The sequence below is a fragment of the Lentzea sp. NPDC037011 genome (genome assembly GCF_055607425.1).
Window position 1 is genome coordinate 73,849 of record NZ_JBVJRT010000016.1, and the last position, 15,908, is coordinate 89,756.

11 protein-coding genes are annotated in these 15,908 nt (G+C 69.9%); 9 read left to right on the forward strand and 2 right to left on the reverse strand.

Translation table 11 applies throughout. The features are described 5' to 3' along the window. Positions 1 to 111: 111 nt before the first annotated feature. The 5 genes from ACZ7CH_RS36475 (at position 112) to ACZ7CH_RS36495 (ending at position 11,082) form a co-directional block, all read left to right on the forward strand. Positions 112 to 1,620: an alkaline phosphatase D family protein gene (locus ACZ7CH_RS36475; protein WP_470376018.1), complete on the forward strand. Its 1,509-nt coding sequence runs from the start codon at positions 112 to 114 to the stop codon at positions 1,618 to 1,620. 21 nt (positions 1,621 to 1,641) lie between these two features. Then, positions 1,642 to 3,570, forward strand: a complete 1,929-nt coding sequence (locus ACZ7CH_RS36480) for a hypothetical protein (RefSeq protein WP_470376019.1) — start codon at positions 1,642 to 1,644, stop codon at positions 3,568 to 3,570. A 94-nt stretch (positions 3,571 to 3,664) separates the two neighbouring features. Then, on the forward strand, positions 3,665 to 9,067 hold the full coding sequence (pulA, locus tag ACZ7CH_RS36485) for a pullulanase-type alpha-1,6-glucosidase (protein WP_470376020.1): 5,403 nt from the start codon (positions 3,665 to 3,667) through the stop codon (positions 9,065 to 9,067). Positions 9,068 to 9,116: 49 nt separating this feature from the next. Continuing rightward, positions 9,117 to 9,599 (forward strand): MarR family winged helix-turn-helix transcriptional regulator, encoded by a 483-nt coding sequence (locus ACZ7CH_RS36490; protein ID WP_470376021.1) that lies wholly within the window; start codon positions 9,117 to 9,119, stop codon positions 9,597 to 9,599. A 40-nt stretch (positions 9,600 to 9,639) separates the two neighbouring features. After that, positions 9,640 to 11,082 (forward strand): DHA2 family efflux MFS transporter permease subunit, encoded by a 1,443-nt coding sequence (locus ACZ7CH_RS36495; RefSeq protein WP_470376022.1) that lies wholly within the window; start codon positions 9,640 to 9,642, stop codon positions 11,080 to 11,082. 200 nt (positions 11,083 to 11,282) lie between these two features. On the opposite strand, the gene ACZ7CH_RS36500 is transcribed toward ACZ7CH_RS36495, so the two are convergent. Then, positions 11,283 to 11,900, reverse strand: a complete 618-nt coding sequence (locus ACZ7CH_RS36500; RefSeq protein ID WP_458433931.1) for a DUF4153 domain-containing protein — start codon at positions 11,898 to 11,900, stop codon at positions 11,283 to 11,285. Positions 11,901 to 12,008: 108 nt separating this feature from the next. Here ACZ7CH_RS36500 and ndk point away from each other — a divergent pair, with 108 nt between their 5' ends. Then, entirely contained in the window at positions 12,009 to 12,419 is a 411-nt protein-coding gene (gene ndk / locus ACZ7CH_RS36505; protein WP_053735616.1) for a nucleoside-diphosphate kinase, read from the forward strand. Positions 12,420 to 12,697: 278 nt separating this feature from the next. Here ndk and ACZ7CH_RS36510 read toward each other — a convergent pair whose 3' ends face one another. Next, the gene (locus ACZ7CH_RS36510) at positions 12,698 to 13,294 is read right to left on the reverse strand and encodes a GNAT family N-acetyltransferase (protein ID WP_470376023.1); all 597 of its coding nucleotides are present in this window, start codon (positions 13,292 to 13,294) and stop codon (positions 12,698 to 12,700) included. Between the two features lie 55 nt (positions 13,295 to 13,349). Here ACZ7CH_RS36510 and ACZ7CH_RS36515 point away from each other — a divergent pair, with 55 nt between their 5' ends. The 3 genes from ACZ7CH_RS36515 to ACZ7CH_RS36525 are packed head-to-tail and all read left to right on the forward strand — an operon-like array spanning position 13,350 to position 15,881. After that, positions 13,350 to 14,264, forward strand: a complete 915-nt coding sequence (locus ACZ7CH_RS36515) for an ABC transporter ATP-binding protein (protein ID WP_470376024.1) — start codon at positions 13,350 to 13,352, stop codon at positions 14,262 to 14,264. Next, positions 14,264 to 15,037, forward strand: coding sequence for an ABC transporter permease (locus tag ACZ7CH_RS36520; protein ID WP_360399382.1), 774 nt, complete (start codon positions 14,264 to 14,266; stop codon positions 15,035 to 15,037). The genes ACZ7CH_RS36515 and ACZ7CH_RS36520 overlap by 1 nt, the downstream gene beginning before the upstream one ends. 1 nt (position 15,038) lies before the next feature. Continuing rightward, on the forward strand, positions 15,039 to 15,881 hold the full coding sequence (locus ACZ7CH_RS36525; protein WP_470376025.1) for an ABC transporter permease: 843 nt from the start codon (positions 15,039 to 15,041) through the stop codon (positions 15,879 to 15,881). The last annotated feature ends 27 nt before the right edge of the window (positions 15,882 to 15,908 follow it).

A 15,908-nucleotide genomic window follows, 5' to 3' on the forward strand; every position in this document is an offset into this window, starting at 1 on the left:
TCGCCGCGGCAGCTGCCGGCCCGGCCGCTGGCTGGTGGTCAAGCACACCGGCCGGAACGAAGTTCACCCGCGGTTGGGGCTGTGGTCAGAACCGGCGACTAGAAACCGCCCATGACCTTCGACCGACGCACGTTGTTCAAGGCAGGCGCGCTGGGCACGGCGGCTGCGCTGGTGCCGACCGGGCCCAGCCTCGCGAAGACCGACCGGCCGCTGCTCACGCACGGCGTGCAGTCCGGTGACGTCACCTGGGACGGTGGCATCGTCTGGACCCGCGCCGACCGCCCCTCCCGGATGCTCGTCGAGGTGTCGAACGACCCGGGGTTCCGCTTCTCCCGGCGCATCCGCGGCCCGTTGCTCACGCCCGAGACCGGTGGCACCGGCCACGTCCGGGTGTCGAGCCTGCTGCCCGGCCGCCGCGCCTACTACCGCGTGACGGCGGAGAACCTGCACGGCCGCACCCGCAGCGCACCGGTCACCGGCAGCTTCACCACCGCGCCGCTGGGCCGTGACGAGGTGCGGTTCGTGTGGTCCGGTGACGTCGCTGGCCAGGGCTGGGGCATCAACCCCGACATCGGCGGCATGCCGATCTTCCGCGCGATGGCCGACCGCCGCCCGGACTTCTTCATCCACAGCGGGGACAGCGTCTACTCCGACAACCCGCTGAAGGAGTCGGTGACGCTGCCGGACGGCCGGATCTGGCGCAACGTCGTGACGCAGGAGAAGCTCAAGGTCGCCGAGACGCTCGACGAGTACCGCGGCCAGTTCGCCTACAACCTGCTCGACGACAACGTGCGCCGGTTCGCAGCCGAGGTCCCCGTCTTCGCGCAGTGGGACGACCACGAGGTCACGAACAACTGGTATCCGGGTGAGCTTCTCGACAATCCTCTTTACACCGAGAAACGCGTGGACGTGCTGGCGCAACGGGCGTTCCAGGCGTTCCACGAGTGGATGCCGATCGACCGCCACCGCGCCGTGGACGGCCGCGTCTACCGGAAGTTCGCCTACGGCCGCAACGTCGAGGTGTTCGTGCTCGACATGCGCACCTACAAGGACCGCAACACCGCGCCGAAGGACCAGCCGGGCGTGATCCTCGGTGCGGCGCAGGCGAAGTGGCTCGTCGACAACCTCGCGCGCAGCACCGCCACGTGGAAGGTCATCGCCGCCGACCTGCCCATCGGGCTGACCGTGCCGGACGGCACCGACATCGAGGGCGTGGCGAACGGCCTGCCCGGCGCACCGAACGGCCGTGAGCACGAGATCGCGTGGGTGCTGCGCGAGCTCAAGCGGCGCCGGGTGCGCAACACGGTGTGGCTGACGGCGGACGTCCACTACACCGCCGCCCACCACTACTCGCCGGAGCGGGCCGCCGTCGGCGACTTCGACCCGTTCTGGGAGTTCGTGTCCGGCCCGCTGCACTCCGGCGCGTTCGGCCCCAACACGCTCGACCCGACCTTCGGTCCCGAAGCCGTGTTCGTGCACGCACCGCCCGCCGCGAACACCAGCCCGCTCGACGCCTTCCAGCACTTCGGCGAGGTCAGGGCCGACCGGAACGAGCTCACGGTGTGGCTGCGTGACGCATCCGGCGCAGCGCTCTGGTCCACAACGCTCAACGCGCGCTGAAGATCGCAATAGGGTTGGTGCGTGCCCATCACGTTCGACACCACCGGCTTCCAGCAGCACGAAGAGAACTCCTGGCTCCACGGAGGCGGTGACCGGCTCGCGCTGACCGTCTACGACGGCCCGGCCGACCTGCCGGTGGGGCTGGACGACCTGCAGGGGCTGCGGCGTGAGCTCGCGGTCCGCTACGCCCCGACGGGCTGTCTCGTCGAGGCGCAGGTCGTCCAGCTCGGCGACGTGCCCGCGCTGCTGCAGATCGCCAAGGTGCCGCTGGGGAACCGGCCCGGCCAGGCGTTCGGCCTCTCGCTGACCGTGCAGGGGGTGAACGCGCACGCGGTGCTGTCGCTGGTGGCGGAGGAACGTGGCACGACCGGCGTGCGCGAGGGTGTGCTGGCCGCCGAGATCGGGTTCCAGCGCTGGGTCCTGCCGCACCCGTACGCGCCGCAGGTGCAGGGCCGGCTGCCGTTCCACGCGGGCGACGACCCGCGGTTCGACAGCCGCTTCCCCGACCACCCGCTGTCGCGCGTGCGCCGGTTGATGCACCAGCTCGTGAGCACCGCACGGGTCGACCCGGCGTTCGTGGCACCACCGGCGCCGCAGCTCCCGCCGGAGGTGGACGCGGTGTTCAACTCCCAGCTCGTCAATGCCGAGTGCGGCCTCCCGGTCAACGGCCACATCGCGCTGCAGATCGGCGAACGCACCACCTACTGGAAGCTGGTCGGCGAGGCCGTGCCGCACCGGCTCGGCCGTGGCACCCTGGGTCGCTCCCCACACGGCGAGGCCCGGTTCCGCGAGGTGCTCGTGGTCGACGAGCGCACCGGAACCGCCCTGATGATGGACCGGTTCATGACCGACGGCGCCTCCCTGGGCGTCCACACCCGGCTCCAGCCGGTCACCCGTGACGAGGCGTACGCGGCGGTCACGCCCGAGGCGCTCAAGGAGGCCTACCGCGGCCTCGGGCGGCTGGCCGACATGGCCGACGGCCGCAACGAGTACCTCACGATCGAACCGATCACGCACCAGGTCGGGCGGTCGGAGCCGTTCGCGGTGCTGAGCATGCAGCACCACGAGGGCGAGGACGTCGTGCTCGTCTCGTGCTCGCCGGCGCCCTCGGAGAACACGCCGTTCCAGGGCAGCCCGGGGATCAGGGCGCCCGTCACGGCGGAGAACCTGCGCGGCATCGGTGAGCTCGTCCTGCACGCGGCGCTCGAATGGGGCCCGCACCCGTTGGACATGGCGGTCACCTTCCACCGCCACGCGGGCACGACGGAGGCGCCGGGCACGCCGGAGAGCCTCGCGGACGAGGTGCGTGCGCAGTTCAGCGGGCAGCTGGCCACGGCGGTGCCGGGCATCCCGGTCGGCGGCTGCGTGGCGTTGCAGCAGGGGGAGCAGCGGACGTACTGGCGGTTGCCCGACGACGCGCTGTCGAGCCGGCTCGGTTCCGGGGTGCTGACCCGCGCCCACTCGCCGGGCCACCGGTTCCGCGACGTCGTGCTGCTCGACCAGGACACCGGCGAGCTGTTGATCCCGAACCGCTACGGCGACGCCACGACCGGGACCAAGACCGTGCTCACCGGGGTGAGCGAGGAGGAGGCGCTGGCGGCGGCGACACCGGAGGCGTGCCGGGAGGCGTTCGAACGGCTCGGCCGGTGCGTGTTCGCCGCGGCGAAACGCGGTGAGCACATCTTCGTCGAGCAGCTGGAGAACGAGCTGAAGCAGGACCCGTACGTGTTGCTGACCGTGCAGGGCCTCTTCGACGGCGACCCGGTCGCGATCGCCTCCGCGTCCCCCGCGCCGTCGGCGAACACCCAGTTCAACGGCCTGCCCACGCTGGAGGCCCCGGCGGCGGCGAACAACGTGGTCGGGCTGGGCCAGCTCGCGTTGCAGGCGATCACCGACTGGGGCGTCCACCCGCTGCACGTGGTGCCGACCTACCACCGCCCGACCCGCTGACCGCAAATGTTTGCACGCCCCGACGTATTGTTTCCCCCTGTTTCTCGTGGTTTCGTGCAGCAACCCTGCAAGAAGTTGCGACAAGGAGGTCGCGATGCGTCGGGTCGTCGCCGCGCTCGCTGCACTGGTCCTACTGCCTCTCACACCCGTCCAGGCCGTTGCCGCTCCACCGGAGCAACGCCTGGCCGTGGGGGAGGTGGTGGATATCGCGCCCGGTGTGCGCGCCGGTGACTTGAAACTCGCCTTGCCGCCCAAGCGGGACGACCTGCGGGGTGAGCGCTTCTACTTCGTGATGCCGGACCGGTTCGCGAACGGCGACCCCCGCAACGACCGCGGTCGCAGCAGCAGCGCCGAGAACGGGTTCAACCCGGCCGACAAGGGCTTCTACCACGGTGGCGACCTCAAGGGCCTGCACCAGAAGCTCGACTACCTCGACGGCATGGGCATCACGGCGATCTGGATGACGCCGATGTTCCTCAACCGCTGGGTGCAGGGCGACAGCGCCGCCTACCACGGCTACTGGACCATCGACTTCACCAAGCTCGACCCGCACTTCGGCACCACGCAGGAGATGCGCGAGCTGATCCGCGACGCGCACCGGCGTGGCATCAAGGTGTTCTTCGACATCGTCGCGAACCACACCGCCGACGTGATCAAGTACGCCGAGGGCAAGAACGCGTACGTGTCCACGGGCGCGCAGCCGTACCTGGACGCTTCGGGCAAGCCGTTCGACCTCGCCGACCACGCGGGGCGGAAGGACTTCCCGAAGCTGGACGCGGCCAAGTCGTTCCCGTACACGCCGGTCAAGGACGGCCCGACGAAGTTCCCGTTGTGGCTCAACGACTCCACGCTCTACCACAACCGCGGCGACTCGACGTTCTCCGGTGAGTCGAGCGAGCAGGGCGACTTCTCCGGGCTCGACGACCTGATGACCGAGCACCCGCGCGTGGTCAACGGCATGAAGGACATCTTCACCAGCTGGATCGACACGCTCGACATCGACGGCTACCGGGTCGACACGGTCAAGCACGTCAACCTGGAGTTCTGGCAGGCGCTCGCGCCGCACGTGAAGCAGTACGCGAACCGCAAGGGCAAGAAGGACTTCTTCGTGTTCGGCGAGGTCTTCGACTCCTCACCGGAGAACACCTCGAAGTACACGACCGAGGGCCGGATGCAGGCCACGCTGGACTTCCCGTTCCAGAGCAGCGCCGTGAGCTTCCTGGTAGGCAAGGGCGCCCAGCGCCTCGGCGAGGTGCTGCTCGACGACGACCGCTACACCGACGCCGACTCCAACGCCTCGTCGCTGCCGACGTTCCTGGGCAACCACGACATGGGCCGGGTCGCGTGGATGATCCGCAACGACCGGCCCGGCATCACCGACGCCGAGCTGCTGGAGCGCCTCAAGCTCGGCAACCGGCTGATGTACCTGTGGCGCGGCAACCCGGTCGTCTACTACGGCGACGAGCAGGGCTTCGCGGGCACGGGTGGCGACAAGCTGGCGCGCCAGGACATGTTCGCCTCGAAGACGCCCGAGTACGTGGCGGAGAAGCTGATCGGCTCCGACCGCACCGGCGCCGTCGACAACTTCAACACCGCGCACCCGCTGTACCAGCAGCTCAAGGCCCTCGCGGCGCAGGTCGACGAGGACCCCGTGTGGCGGGACGGCAACCAGGTGCTGCGGTACGCCGACGGGGACGTGTTCGCGTTCAGCCGCATCCTCGGTCGTGAGCACCTCGTCGTCGCGAACGCCGGAACCGCGCCTGCCACGGTGACGGTCCCGGTGTCCTCGGCGGGGTTCGAGAACGCCCAGGTCCAGAACGGCCGTGTCACGGTGACCGTGCCCGCGCTGTCGGCGTTGGTGCTCAAGGGCACCAGCGACGTCGCCAAGTCGAAGCCGGCGCCCGTGCTGGTCGCCCCGGCCGCCGGAACCGTGCTGGACGAACGGGTCGAGCTGCGTGCCGACGGCATCGGCACGGCCAACGCGGCCGCCACCTTCGCCGCTCGCGTCGAGGGCAAGTCCGACTGGACCGTGCTGGGCACCGACGACGCGGCGCCGTACCGGGTGTTCGCGGACCTGTCGGCGCTGCCGGGTGCGGCCGTGGGCAAGCGCGTCGAGCTGCGGGTGGTCGCGAAGTCCGGCGAGATCGGCGCGGACGGCGCGTTCGTGTCGCTCGTGGCCGCACCGCCGCTGCCGGACCCCGGCACGAAGAACCCGGACTGGCTGGTCGTGCACTACGCGCGCGGCGACTACGACGGCTGGGGCCTGCACGTCTGGGGCGACGTCGAGACGCCGACCGAGTGGAGCACGCCGCTGCCGTTCGCCGGCGAGGACACCTACGGGCGGTTCGCGTGGGTGAAGCTGAAGCCGGGCGCGAAGTCCGTCGGGATCATCGCGCACAAGGGCGACGAGAAGGACACGAACGCCGACCGGGTCGTCGACCCGAGCGTGACGCCCGAGGTGTGGCTGAAGCAGGGCGACCCGGCCGTGCACCCGTCCGAGCAGGCGGCCACCGGCAAGGCGGTCGTGCACCACGTCGGTGACTCCACGGGTGCCGTGGTGCGCGTGGCCGGACGTGCCGACGTGCCGTTCTCGAACGGGATCGCGGAACTGCCGCCGACCACCGACTTCTCGGTGGTGCGCGGGACGACCGTGGAGGCGTCCGGCAAGTTCACGAGCGGTCACGCGTGGGTGGCGAACGGCGAGGTGCACGCTTCCCCGGCCGCGGCCGAGAACCGGGCGGTGATCCACTACAACCGGCCGGACGGCGACTACACCGACTGGACGATGTACCACTGGACGGGCTCCGCGGAGCCGTCACCGGGCTGGAACCAGTCGCGGGTGCCGGACGGGCGGGACCGGTTCGGCGTGTACTGGTCGGTGCCGCTCGCCGCGGGCGCCGCGGGGCTGAGCTACCTCGTCCACCGCGGCGACGCCAAGGACCCCGGGCCCGACCAGTTCCTCGACCTGGGGCAGAAGGGGAACGAGGTGTGGCAGTTGCAGGGGAACGAGACCTACCTGCTGCCGCCGAACGCCGGTCCGGCCGCCGATGACGACCTGACCAAGGCGAAGGCGATCTGGATCTCGCGCGACAGGGTCGTGTGGGACGTGCCGGTCGTGCAGTCCGACGGCTACCGGCTGGAGCACGGCTCACGCGTGCTGAGGCTCTCGCCGACGACCGAGGCGGTGCCGGCGCGGCTCCCGCACCTCAAGGGCAAGCCGGTGTTCGCGGTGCGCGGGTTCGTCGACGAAGCGTTGCGGGACAAGCTCTCCGCCGTCCACGTCGACGCGGGCGGTGCGATCCGGCACCGGACGGGCGTGCAGATCGCGGGCGTGCTGGACGACCGCTATGCCGCCGCCGCGACGAAGCTGGCGTTCGGGCCGACCTTCGACCACGGCCGCGCATCGGTCCGGCTGTGGGCGCCGACGGCGAAGAACGTGAAGCTGCGCCTGTTCGACCAGCCCTCCGGTGAGCCGCGGAAGGTCGTGCAGCTCAAGCGCGACGACGCCTCGGGGTCGTGGACCGGTTCCGGCGACTGGGAGAACAGGTACTACCAGTTCGAGGTCACCAACTGGCAGCGCACGGTCGTGGTCACCGACCCGTACTCCGTGGCGCTGTCGGTGAACTCGACGCACTCGCAGTTCGCGGACCTCGAGGACAGCCGGACCATGCCCGCCGGGTGGTCCCGTGACGTCGCTCGCGGGATGGTCGGTGCGATCACCGAGCTGCACGTGCGGGACTTCTCGATCGGCGACGAGTCCGTTCCGGCCGCCGACCGCGGCACGTACAAGGCGTTCACGCACCGTGACTCGGTCGGCATGAAGCACCTCAGGACGCTGGCCGCGGCGGGCATGGACACCGTGCACCTGCTGCCGACGTTCGACATCGCGACGATCCCCGAGAAGCGCTCCGAGCAGGCCACGCCCGCGTGCGACCTGCCGTCGCTGCCCGCGGACTCGGACCAGCAGCAGGCCTGCGTGGGCGCGGTGGCCGCCCGTGACGGCTTCAACTGGGGCTACGACCCGTTCCACTACGACGTTCCCGAGGGCTCTTACGCCACGGCGGACGCGCAGAACGGCTGGGCCCGCTCGAAGCAGTACCGCGAGATGGTGAAGTCGTTGCACGACAACGGCAACCGCGTGGTCGTGGACGTCGTCTACAACCACACGGCGGCGTTCGGCGACGCACCGACCTCGGTGCTCGACAAGGTCGTGCCCGGCTACTACCAGCGGCTCAACCTCGACGGGTCGGTCGCGAACTCCACGTGCTGTGCGAACACGGCGACCGAGAACGCCATGATGGGCAAGCTCGTCGTCGACTCGGTGGTGCGGTGGGCCCGCACGTACAAGGTGGACGGGTTCCGGTTCGACCTGATGGGCCACCACCCGAAGGCGAACATCCTCGCCGTGCGCGCCGCTCTGGACGCGTTGACGGTGGAGCGCGACGGCGTGGACGGGCGCAAGATCGGCGTCTACGGCGAGGGCTGGGACTTCGGCGAGGTCGCGGGCAACGCCCGGTTCGAGCAGGCCACGCAGGCGAACATGGCAGGGACGGGCATCGGCACGTTCAGCGACCGGCTGCGCGACGCGGTGCGCGGCGGCGGGCCGTTCGACGACGACCCGCGCGTGCAGGGCCTCGGCTCCGGTCTGGCCGGTGACGTGAACTCCTCGCCCGCCAACGGGAACGTCGCGGCACGGCTGGAGAACTACAGCGACCTGGTGAAGCTCGGCATGGCCGGCAACATGGCGTCGTACCGCTTCCAGTCCACCGCCGGGCCGGTCGTCACCGGCCGGGACGTGCAGTACAACGGCACCGCCGCCGGGTACACCGGGCAGCCGTTGGAGGCCATCACGTACGTGGACGCGCACGACAACGAGGCGTTGTTCGACGCGTTGACGTACAAGCTGAAGCCCGAGACGTCGATGGCGGACCGGGTGAAGATGCAGACGGTGGCGCTGGCACCGGTGTTGCTGGGGCAGGGGCGGCCGTTCGTGCACGCGGGCACCGAGTTCCTGCGCTCGAAGTCGTTGGACCGCAACAGCTACGACTCCGGTGACTGGTTCAACCGGTACGACCCGTCGTTGCGCGACAACGGTTTCGGCCGTGGGTTGCCGCCCAAAGCCGACAACGAGGCGAAGTGGCCGTACGCGAAGCCGTTGCTGTCGCTGCCGAAGCCGGCGTCCGCGGACATGAAGGCCGCGCTGGACGCGACGCTGGAGCTGCTGCGGATCCGGCAGTCCTCACCGCTGTTCTCGCTCGGGTCGGCCGACCTGGTGCAGCAGAAGGTGTCGTTCCCGGCGGCGCGGTCCGGTGTGGTCGTCATGCACGTCGACGACACCGTCGGACCCGACGTGGACCCGGCCCGGCGCGGCGTGCTCGTGGTCATCAACCCGTACCCGGAAGACCAGGCCATCGCGCTGCCGCCGGGTGATTGGAAGCCGGTGACCAGCGAGAAGAAGGCGGGAGCCGCGCGGTCGGTCGTGGTGCTGGAGCGGTAGTACCGCTGGAAAACAGTTTATAACAAAATAGTTTGGTACCTTAGTGCTCATGGGCACGAAGGGGTGTACCGACCTGATGATGCTGTTGCACCGCACAGGTCACGCACTGGAGACCGAACTGACGGCGAGGCTCGCGGAGATCGGGTTGACTCCGCGAGCCCGCTGCGTCCTGGCGACCGCTCTCGACGCGGACCGCACGCAGACCGAGATCGCCGACATCGTCAGCATCGACAAGACGACCATGGTCGTGACGATGGACGCCCTGGAGGCCGCGGGGTTCGCCGAGCGCAGGCCGTCGCCGACGGACCGCCGCGCCCGCGTCGTCGTCGTCACCGAGCAGGGCCGGTCCATCTCGGAGCAGGCCGACGACGTGTACGCGGACGTCGTGAACAGCGTCCTGCTGTCGTTGCCGGAAGACGAGCGGTCCGGTCTCGTCAACGGCCTGACCAGGCTGGTCGAGGGTCGTCTCGGTGCCGTCGTCCCCTGTGAGAAGCCCCCGCGCAAGAGGGCGCTGCGCCAGGCGATCGGGTAACAGATAGTCCCGTAAAAAACTATCTGCTACGGTCCCTCTTATGACAACAGGGGGACCGAAGACGGATTCGCGCTGGCCGGCGCTGATCGTGCTGTGCGCGGGGATGTTGATGATCGTGCTGGACCAGACGATCGTGAACGTCGCGCTGCCCGCGATCGACGAGGACCTGAAGTTCGGCCAGGCGGGCCTCGCCTGGGTCGTGAACGCGTACCTGATCGCCTACGGCGGTCTGCTGCTGCTCGCCGGCCGCCTCGGCGACCTGGTCGGGCACAAGAGGGTGTTCCTGATCGGCCTCGGCGTGTTCACCGCCGCCTCGCTGCTGTGCGGCCTGTCGATCAGCTCCGAGATGCTCGTCGTGGCGCGGTTCGTGCAGGGCGCCGGCGGCGCGCTGGCCACGTCCGTGACGCTGGGCATGGTCGTGACGATGTTCCCGAAGCCCGACGAGCAGAGGCGCGCCATCGGCGTGTTCAGCTTCGTCGCAGCAGCGGGCGCGTCCATCGGCCTGCTGCTCGGCGGCGTGCTCACGGACGCCATGTCGTGGCACTGGATCTTCTTCGTGAACATCCCGATCGGCATCGTGGCCGCCCTTGCCGCCGTGCGCCTGGTGCCCGACTCACCCGGCCTGGGCCTGCGCGAGGGCGCGGACGTGCTGGGCGCGCTGCTGATCGTCGCCGCGGTGATGCTGGGCGTCTACACGATCGTCAAGGCCGAGCACTACGGCTTCGGCTCGGTGCACACCCTGGCCCTCGGCGCCGTGGCGGTGGCGTTGCTGGTGGCGTTCGTCCTGCGCCAACGACACGCCACCAAGCCGTTGCTGCCGCTGCGCGTGTTCCGTTCGCGGAACGTAACGGGTGCGAACCTCGTGCAGATCTCGATGGTCGCGGGCATGTTCGGCCTGTTCTTCCTCGGCACCCTGTACATGCAGCTCGTGCTGGCGTACACGCCGTTGCAGATCGGCCTGGCATTCATGCCCGTCGCCGTTGCCATCGCGGTGTTCTCGGTGTCGCTCTCGGCCCGCCTGAACACCCGGTTCGGCGAGCGCAACATGCTGATCCTCGGCCTGGTCCTGATGCTGGTGGGCATGGTCGTCTTCACGCAGGTGCCGGTCGACGGCTCGTACGTGGCCGACATCCTGCCCGCGGTCGCACCGGTCGGCATCGGCATGGGCCTGGCGTTCCCGTCGCTGATGACGCTGGCCATGTCCGGCGCCGCCCACGACGAGGCGGGCCTCGCCTCCGGCCTGGTGAACACCACCGCCCAGGTCGGCGGCGCACTGGGCCTCGCCGTCCTCGCCACCACCTCGACCACGTACACCTCGTCGCTGCTGGCGTCCGGCGTCGGCCGGCTGGAGGCGCTGACGTCGGGCTTCCACCTGGCGTTCTGGATCAGCGCCGGCCTGGTGGCGGTCGCGCTGGCACTGGCGGTGTTCGTGCTCCGGCAGGTCGCGGTGTCCCGCGACGCCCAGCCGGTGCTCGTGCACTGAGGGGGAGCGGGCGGTGGGTGGCGGCGCGTGCCACTCACCGCCCGTTTCGTTTCAGAACCGCGGATCGTTTGCGAGGTGATCGCATTGCCGATGCTCGTGTACCTGGACAAGCAGGCCGAGGACGGCAAGCTGGCGCGAGCGTGCTCAGCACCGGTGCGGCCCCCGAGCGGCTGGTCCACCAGAGCTGACGCCACCCGGCGTCAGTGGTCCGCCAGCTCCACCCGCTTGGTGACGTCCTCGGAGCGCAGGATCGCGAACTCGCGGTCCTGCGCCTTGAGCACCTTGAGGTAACCGGGGCTCGTCTCGAACACGTAGACGTCCTCGGAGTCGTTGATCCGCTCCTTCGGCACCCACGGCGTGCTGACGACCGCCGCCACCGCGAGCGCCGTCCCGGCCAGGAGCCACGCGAACCAGTGCAGCAACCACCGCGCGTTCCTGATGACCAGCACGAACACCACCCCCAGCGCGACCGCGCCGAGCGGCATCCACCACCGGTGGTACGTGAGCGTGTGCGACACCATCAACGCCACGAGCACGATCAACGTGAGCAACGCCGTCGTGTTCGCCCGCTCGGGGTCCTTGCGCGTGCGGAGGTAGAAGAAGAAGGTCGCCGGCGTGACCACCATCAGCAACACCGTGCTGATCCGGTCGTCCGCCATGAACGTGCCGAGGAACAACCCTGGCGCGTCATCCAGTTCCAGCGTGTGCAGCAGCGCGAACGCCGTGTGCCAATCATAGTGCGACACGGCCAGCAGCCTGAGCAGGACGAACAGAACGGCGGCGCCGGTCACCGCGGACCCGGTGTGCTTTGCATCCACCCGCAGAACTATGGCGTATCGCCGGTCACAGCCCTCCCGACGTGCACCGCGCGGGCGCGGCTACCCTGTGCGGACATCCCGTACCTGTTTTCGAGGAGTCACACCGTCGTGTCCGAGCGCACCCTGGTTCTGGTCAAGCCCGATGGCGTCGAGCGTGGTCTGGTCGGCGAGGTGATCGCCCGCATCGAGCGCAAGGGCCTCAAGCTCGCCGCGCTGGAGCTCCGCACGGCTGACCGTGCTACCGCCGAGCAGCACTACGCGGAGCACGACGGCAAGCCGTTCTACAACGACCTCGTCGACTTCATCACCGGCGGCCCGCTGGTCGCGCTCGTCGTCGAGGGCGTCCGCGCCATCCCGGCGTTCCGCCAGCTCGCCGGCGGCACCGACCCCGTCGAGAAGGCCACGCCCGGCACGATCCGCGGCGACTTCGGCACCGAGGTGCAGTACAACCTCGTGCACGGCTCGGACTCGGCGGAGTCGGCGGAGCGCGAGATCAAGATCTGGTTCCCGAACCTCTGAGGTTGTGAGGATTCTGCGTGAAGCGGTGAGCTGAGCGCGTTGAGCTTGGGCGCTTGAGCGTCCGAGCCGTCTGAGTTCGCCGGACCCCCTGGTTGTCAGACCCGCTGAGTACAGTCGGGTTGATCAGGGGGTCCTGTTTCTGAGGGGACGCCTGCGGGAGCGTGTCCTTGCGCTCGACATCCCCTCTCAGGCCCGGCAGGACCATCGGAGCGCTCGACGGGGAAGCCACCACCGCCAAAGCCCGAGGAAGAGCTCGAAACGCCTCGCCTTCGGCTCGATCAAAACCCAGCTCCCCGCCGAGGGCTTGACCCCAGCCCACCCGGCGAAGAGCCGTTCAACCGCGTCCCCTCGGGATGACCGAGCGGCAGGTACATCCACACGTCGTCCCAGCGGTCCGCCCCGACGGCGATCGCGTTGGGCATCCGCCCGCATTCGCGGAACCCGAGCTGCTCGTACAGCTCGATCGCCCCGTGGTTGTTGCCGCGCACGCCGAGCATGGCGATCTCGAACCCGGCCGCCCGCGCGCTGTCCACCAAGCCCTGCACCACCAGCCGCCCCAGCCCGAGCCCACGCGCGGCTGGGTGGGCCATGACCTGTTGAACCTCGCAGCGGTGCTGGAACACGGCGGTGCCCCCGCGCCGCCACAACCCGACGGCGCGCACCACGCCGTCGACCACGGCGGTCACGAACGCGGCGTCGCCGTCGCGTACCTGTTCCAGAACGCCGTCCAGCCACGCCGAGATCCGGTCCGGACCCGGCGGCGAGTGGTAGCCGACGGCGCCGCCGGCAGCGACCACGTCGTGCACGACGGTGTGGATCTCGGCGCGCAGCCGGGGGTTTGCCTCGTGCGGCCACCGCAGTTCGATCTCCGGCATGGGGCGATCGTAAATGCGTCGAGAATTGTCAGACCCCTTGGCTAACGTCGGGCGGGTGGAGAACCTCGTCGAGGCCAAGGCGCTCACCAAGCACTTCGGGGCGTTCGAGGCCGTGCGCGGCATCGACGTCGAGGTGCGCAAGGGGGAGGCGTTCGGGTTCCTGGGGCCGAACGGGGCGGGCAAGTCGTCGACCATGCGGATGATCTCGTGCGTGTCCGGGCGGACCGGTGGGGACCTGAAGGTGCTCGGCCTGGACCCGGACGTGGACGGGCCGAGGATCCGCGCGCGGCTCGGGGTGGTGCCGCAGCTCGACAACCTCGACACGGAGCTCACGGTCCGGCAGAACCTGCAGGTCTACGGCAGGTACTTCGGGATGTCGCGGCAGCGGTGCCGGGAGAAGGCCACCGAGCTGCTGGAGTTCGCCCAGCTCGCCGACCGCGCGGACCACGAGGTGGAGCCGTTGTCGGGTGGGATGAAGCGCAGGCTCACGATCGCGCGGTCGTTGGTCAACGACCCGGAGCTGCTGCTGCTCGACGAACCGACCACGGGGCTCGACCCGCAGGCGCGGCACCTGTTGTGGGACAGGCTGTTCCGGCTCAAGCAAGAAGGCGTCACGCTCATCATCACCACGCACTACATGGACGAGGCCGAGCAGCTGTGCGACCGGCTCGTGGTCATGGACGGCGGGCGGATCGCGGCCGAGGGGTCGCCCGCGGAGCTGATCAGCCGCTACTCCACGCGGGAGGTGCTGGAGCTGCGGTTCCGGCCCGGTGCGGAGAAACCGGACCTCGGGCGGTTCGCGGAGCGGGTCGAGGTGCTGCCGGACCGGTTGCTGCTGTACGCGCAGGACGGTGAGCGGGCGCTGCAAGCCGTGCACGACAACGGGGTGCAGCCGGTGTCCAGCCTGGTGCGGCGCAGTTCGCTGGAGGACGTGTTCCTCCGGCTCACCGGCCGGACGTTGGTGGACTGATGCGGACGTTGCGGGCCTCCTGGTACGGGTTCGAGAAGCACTGGACGTGGTACCGGCGCAACTGGCGGGCCACGGTCGTGTCGAGCTTCCTCACGCCCGTGCTGTTCCTGCTGGCGCTCGGGTTCGGGTTCGGGTCGCAGGTGCGGTCGACCGAGCTGCTCGGCGGCGTGCCGTACCTGCAGTACCTCGCGCCCGCGCTGGTCGTCGTCACGGCGTTGCAGGGCGCCACGTTCGAGTCGACGTACGCCATCATGTCGGCGTTCCTGTGGCAGAAGACGTACATCGGCATGGTGGCCACCCCGATCACGCCCGCTCAGGTGCTGTACGGGCAGGTCATGTGGATCGGCACCCAGCTCGTGGCGCGGTCCGCGGTGTTCGTCGTCATCGCCGCGGCGCTCGGAGCGGCGGCCGGACCGGGAATCCTGTGGGCGGTCCCGTTCGGGGCGCTGGCGGGGCTCGCGTTCAGCGCGCCGCTCATCGCCTACAGCGCGCGGCTGGACAAACCGGACAGCTTCACGACGGTCTTCCGGTTCGTGCTGATGCCGATGACCCTGTTCACCGGCGCGTTCTTCCCTGTCGCCCAACTGCCGGAGTGGCTGCTGCCGGTGGTGTGGCTGACGCCCGCGTGGCACGGCATCGAGCTGGCCAGGGGAGCGGCGTTCGGCACGCTCGGGGTGCTGCCCGCGCTCGGGCACGTCGCGTACCTCGCGGTGCTGGCGGCGGCCGGGCTCGCGCTCGGCGTCAGGTACTTCCGACGCAGGCTGGCGGTGTGAGATGACCGGGACCCTCGACCGGCGACGGGCCGTGCCCGCCAGCGTGGGGCTGCTGTGGCGGGTGATACCGCCGGGGCTCTACGGCGGGAAGGCGAGCGTGCTCGTCGAACGGGCCGCCGTCGTCAACCGGCGCGCGTGGTTCGTGCTGGTCGGCGGTGCCTTCGAGCCGATGCTGTTCCTGTGGTCGCTCGGGCTCGGGTTCGGCCAGATGGTCACGGCCGTCACCGGGCCGGACGGGCAGCCGGTCGGCTACGCGGCGTTCGTGGCGCCGGCGCTGCTGGCGGCCAGCGCGATGAACGGGGCCGTGTACGACGCCACGTTCAACGTGTTCTTCAAGTTCAAGTACCTGAAGCTCTACGACGCGATGCTGGCCACGCCGATGGGGCCGATGGACATCGCGATCGGCGAGATCGCCTGGGCGTTGCTGCGCGGCGGCCTGTACTCGGCCGGGTTCCTCGCCGTGATGCTCGGCATGGGTCTGATCGCGTCGCCGTGGGCGTTGCTCGCGCTGCCGGTGGCGTTGCTGGTCGCGTTCGCGTTCGCGGCGGTGGGCATGGCGGCGACGACGTTCATGCGCTCGTGGCAGGACTTCGACCTGGTGCAGCTGGCCGTGCTGCCGCTGTTCCTGTTCTCGACCACGTTCTACCCGCTGTCGGTCTACCCCGGCTGGGTGCAGGTCGTGGTCTCGTGGACCCCGCTCTACCACGCGATCGAGCTGATGCGCGGCCTCACGCTGGGCGTCGTGGGCTGGGGGATGCTCGGCCACCTCGCGTACTTCGCGGTGATGGCCGCGGTGGGCACGGTGGTGGCGGCGCGGCGGCTCGGCAAACTGCTGCTGGACTGAGCGGTGCGGCACGCGATTCGGCCGTCA

Excerpts from the sequence above, each read along its gene's own strand:
- ACZ7CH_RS36520 (WP_360399382.1), top strand. The coding sequence starts at position 14,264 with ATGCGGACGTTGCGGGCCTCCTGGTACGGGTTCGAGAAGCACTGGACG.
- ACZ7CH_RS36525 (WP_470376025.1), top strand. The coding sequence starts at position 15,039 with ATGACCGGGACCCTCGACCGGCGACGGGCCGTGCCCGCCAGCGTGGGG.
- ACZ7CH_RS36475 (WP_470376018.1), top strand. The coding sequence starts at position 112 with ATGACCTTCGACCGACGCACGTTGTTCAAGGCAGGCGCGCTGGGCACG.
- pulA (WP_470376020.1), top strand. The coding sequence starts at position 3,665 with ATGCGTCGGGTCGTCGCCGCGCTCGCTGCACTGGTCCTACTGCCTCTC.
- ACZ7CH_RS36490 (WP_470376021.1), top strand. The coding sequence starts at position 9,117 with ATGGGCACGAAGGGGTGTACCGACCTGATGATGCTGTTGCACCGCACA.
- ACZ7CH_RS36510 (WP_470376023.1), bottom strand. The coding sequence starts at position 13,294 with ATGCCGGAGATCGAACTGCGGTGGCCGCACGAGGCAAACCCCCGGCTG.
- ACZ7CH_RS36495 (WP_470376022.1), top strand. The coding sequence starts at position 9,640 with ATGACAACAGGGGGACCGAAGACGGATTCGCGCTGGCCGGCGCTGATC.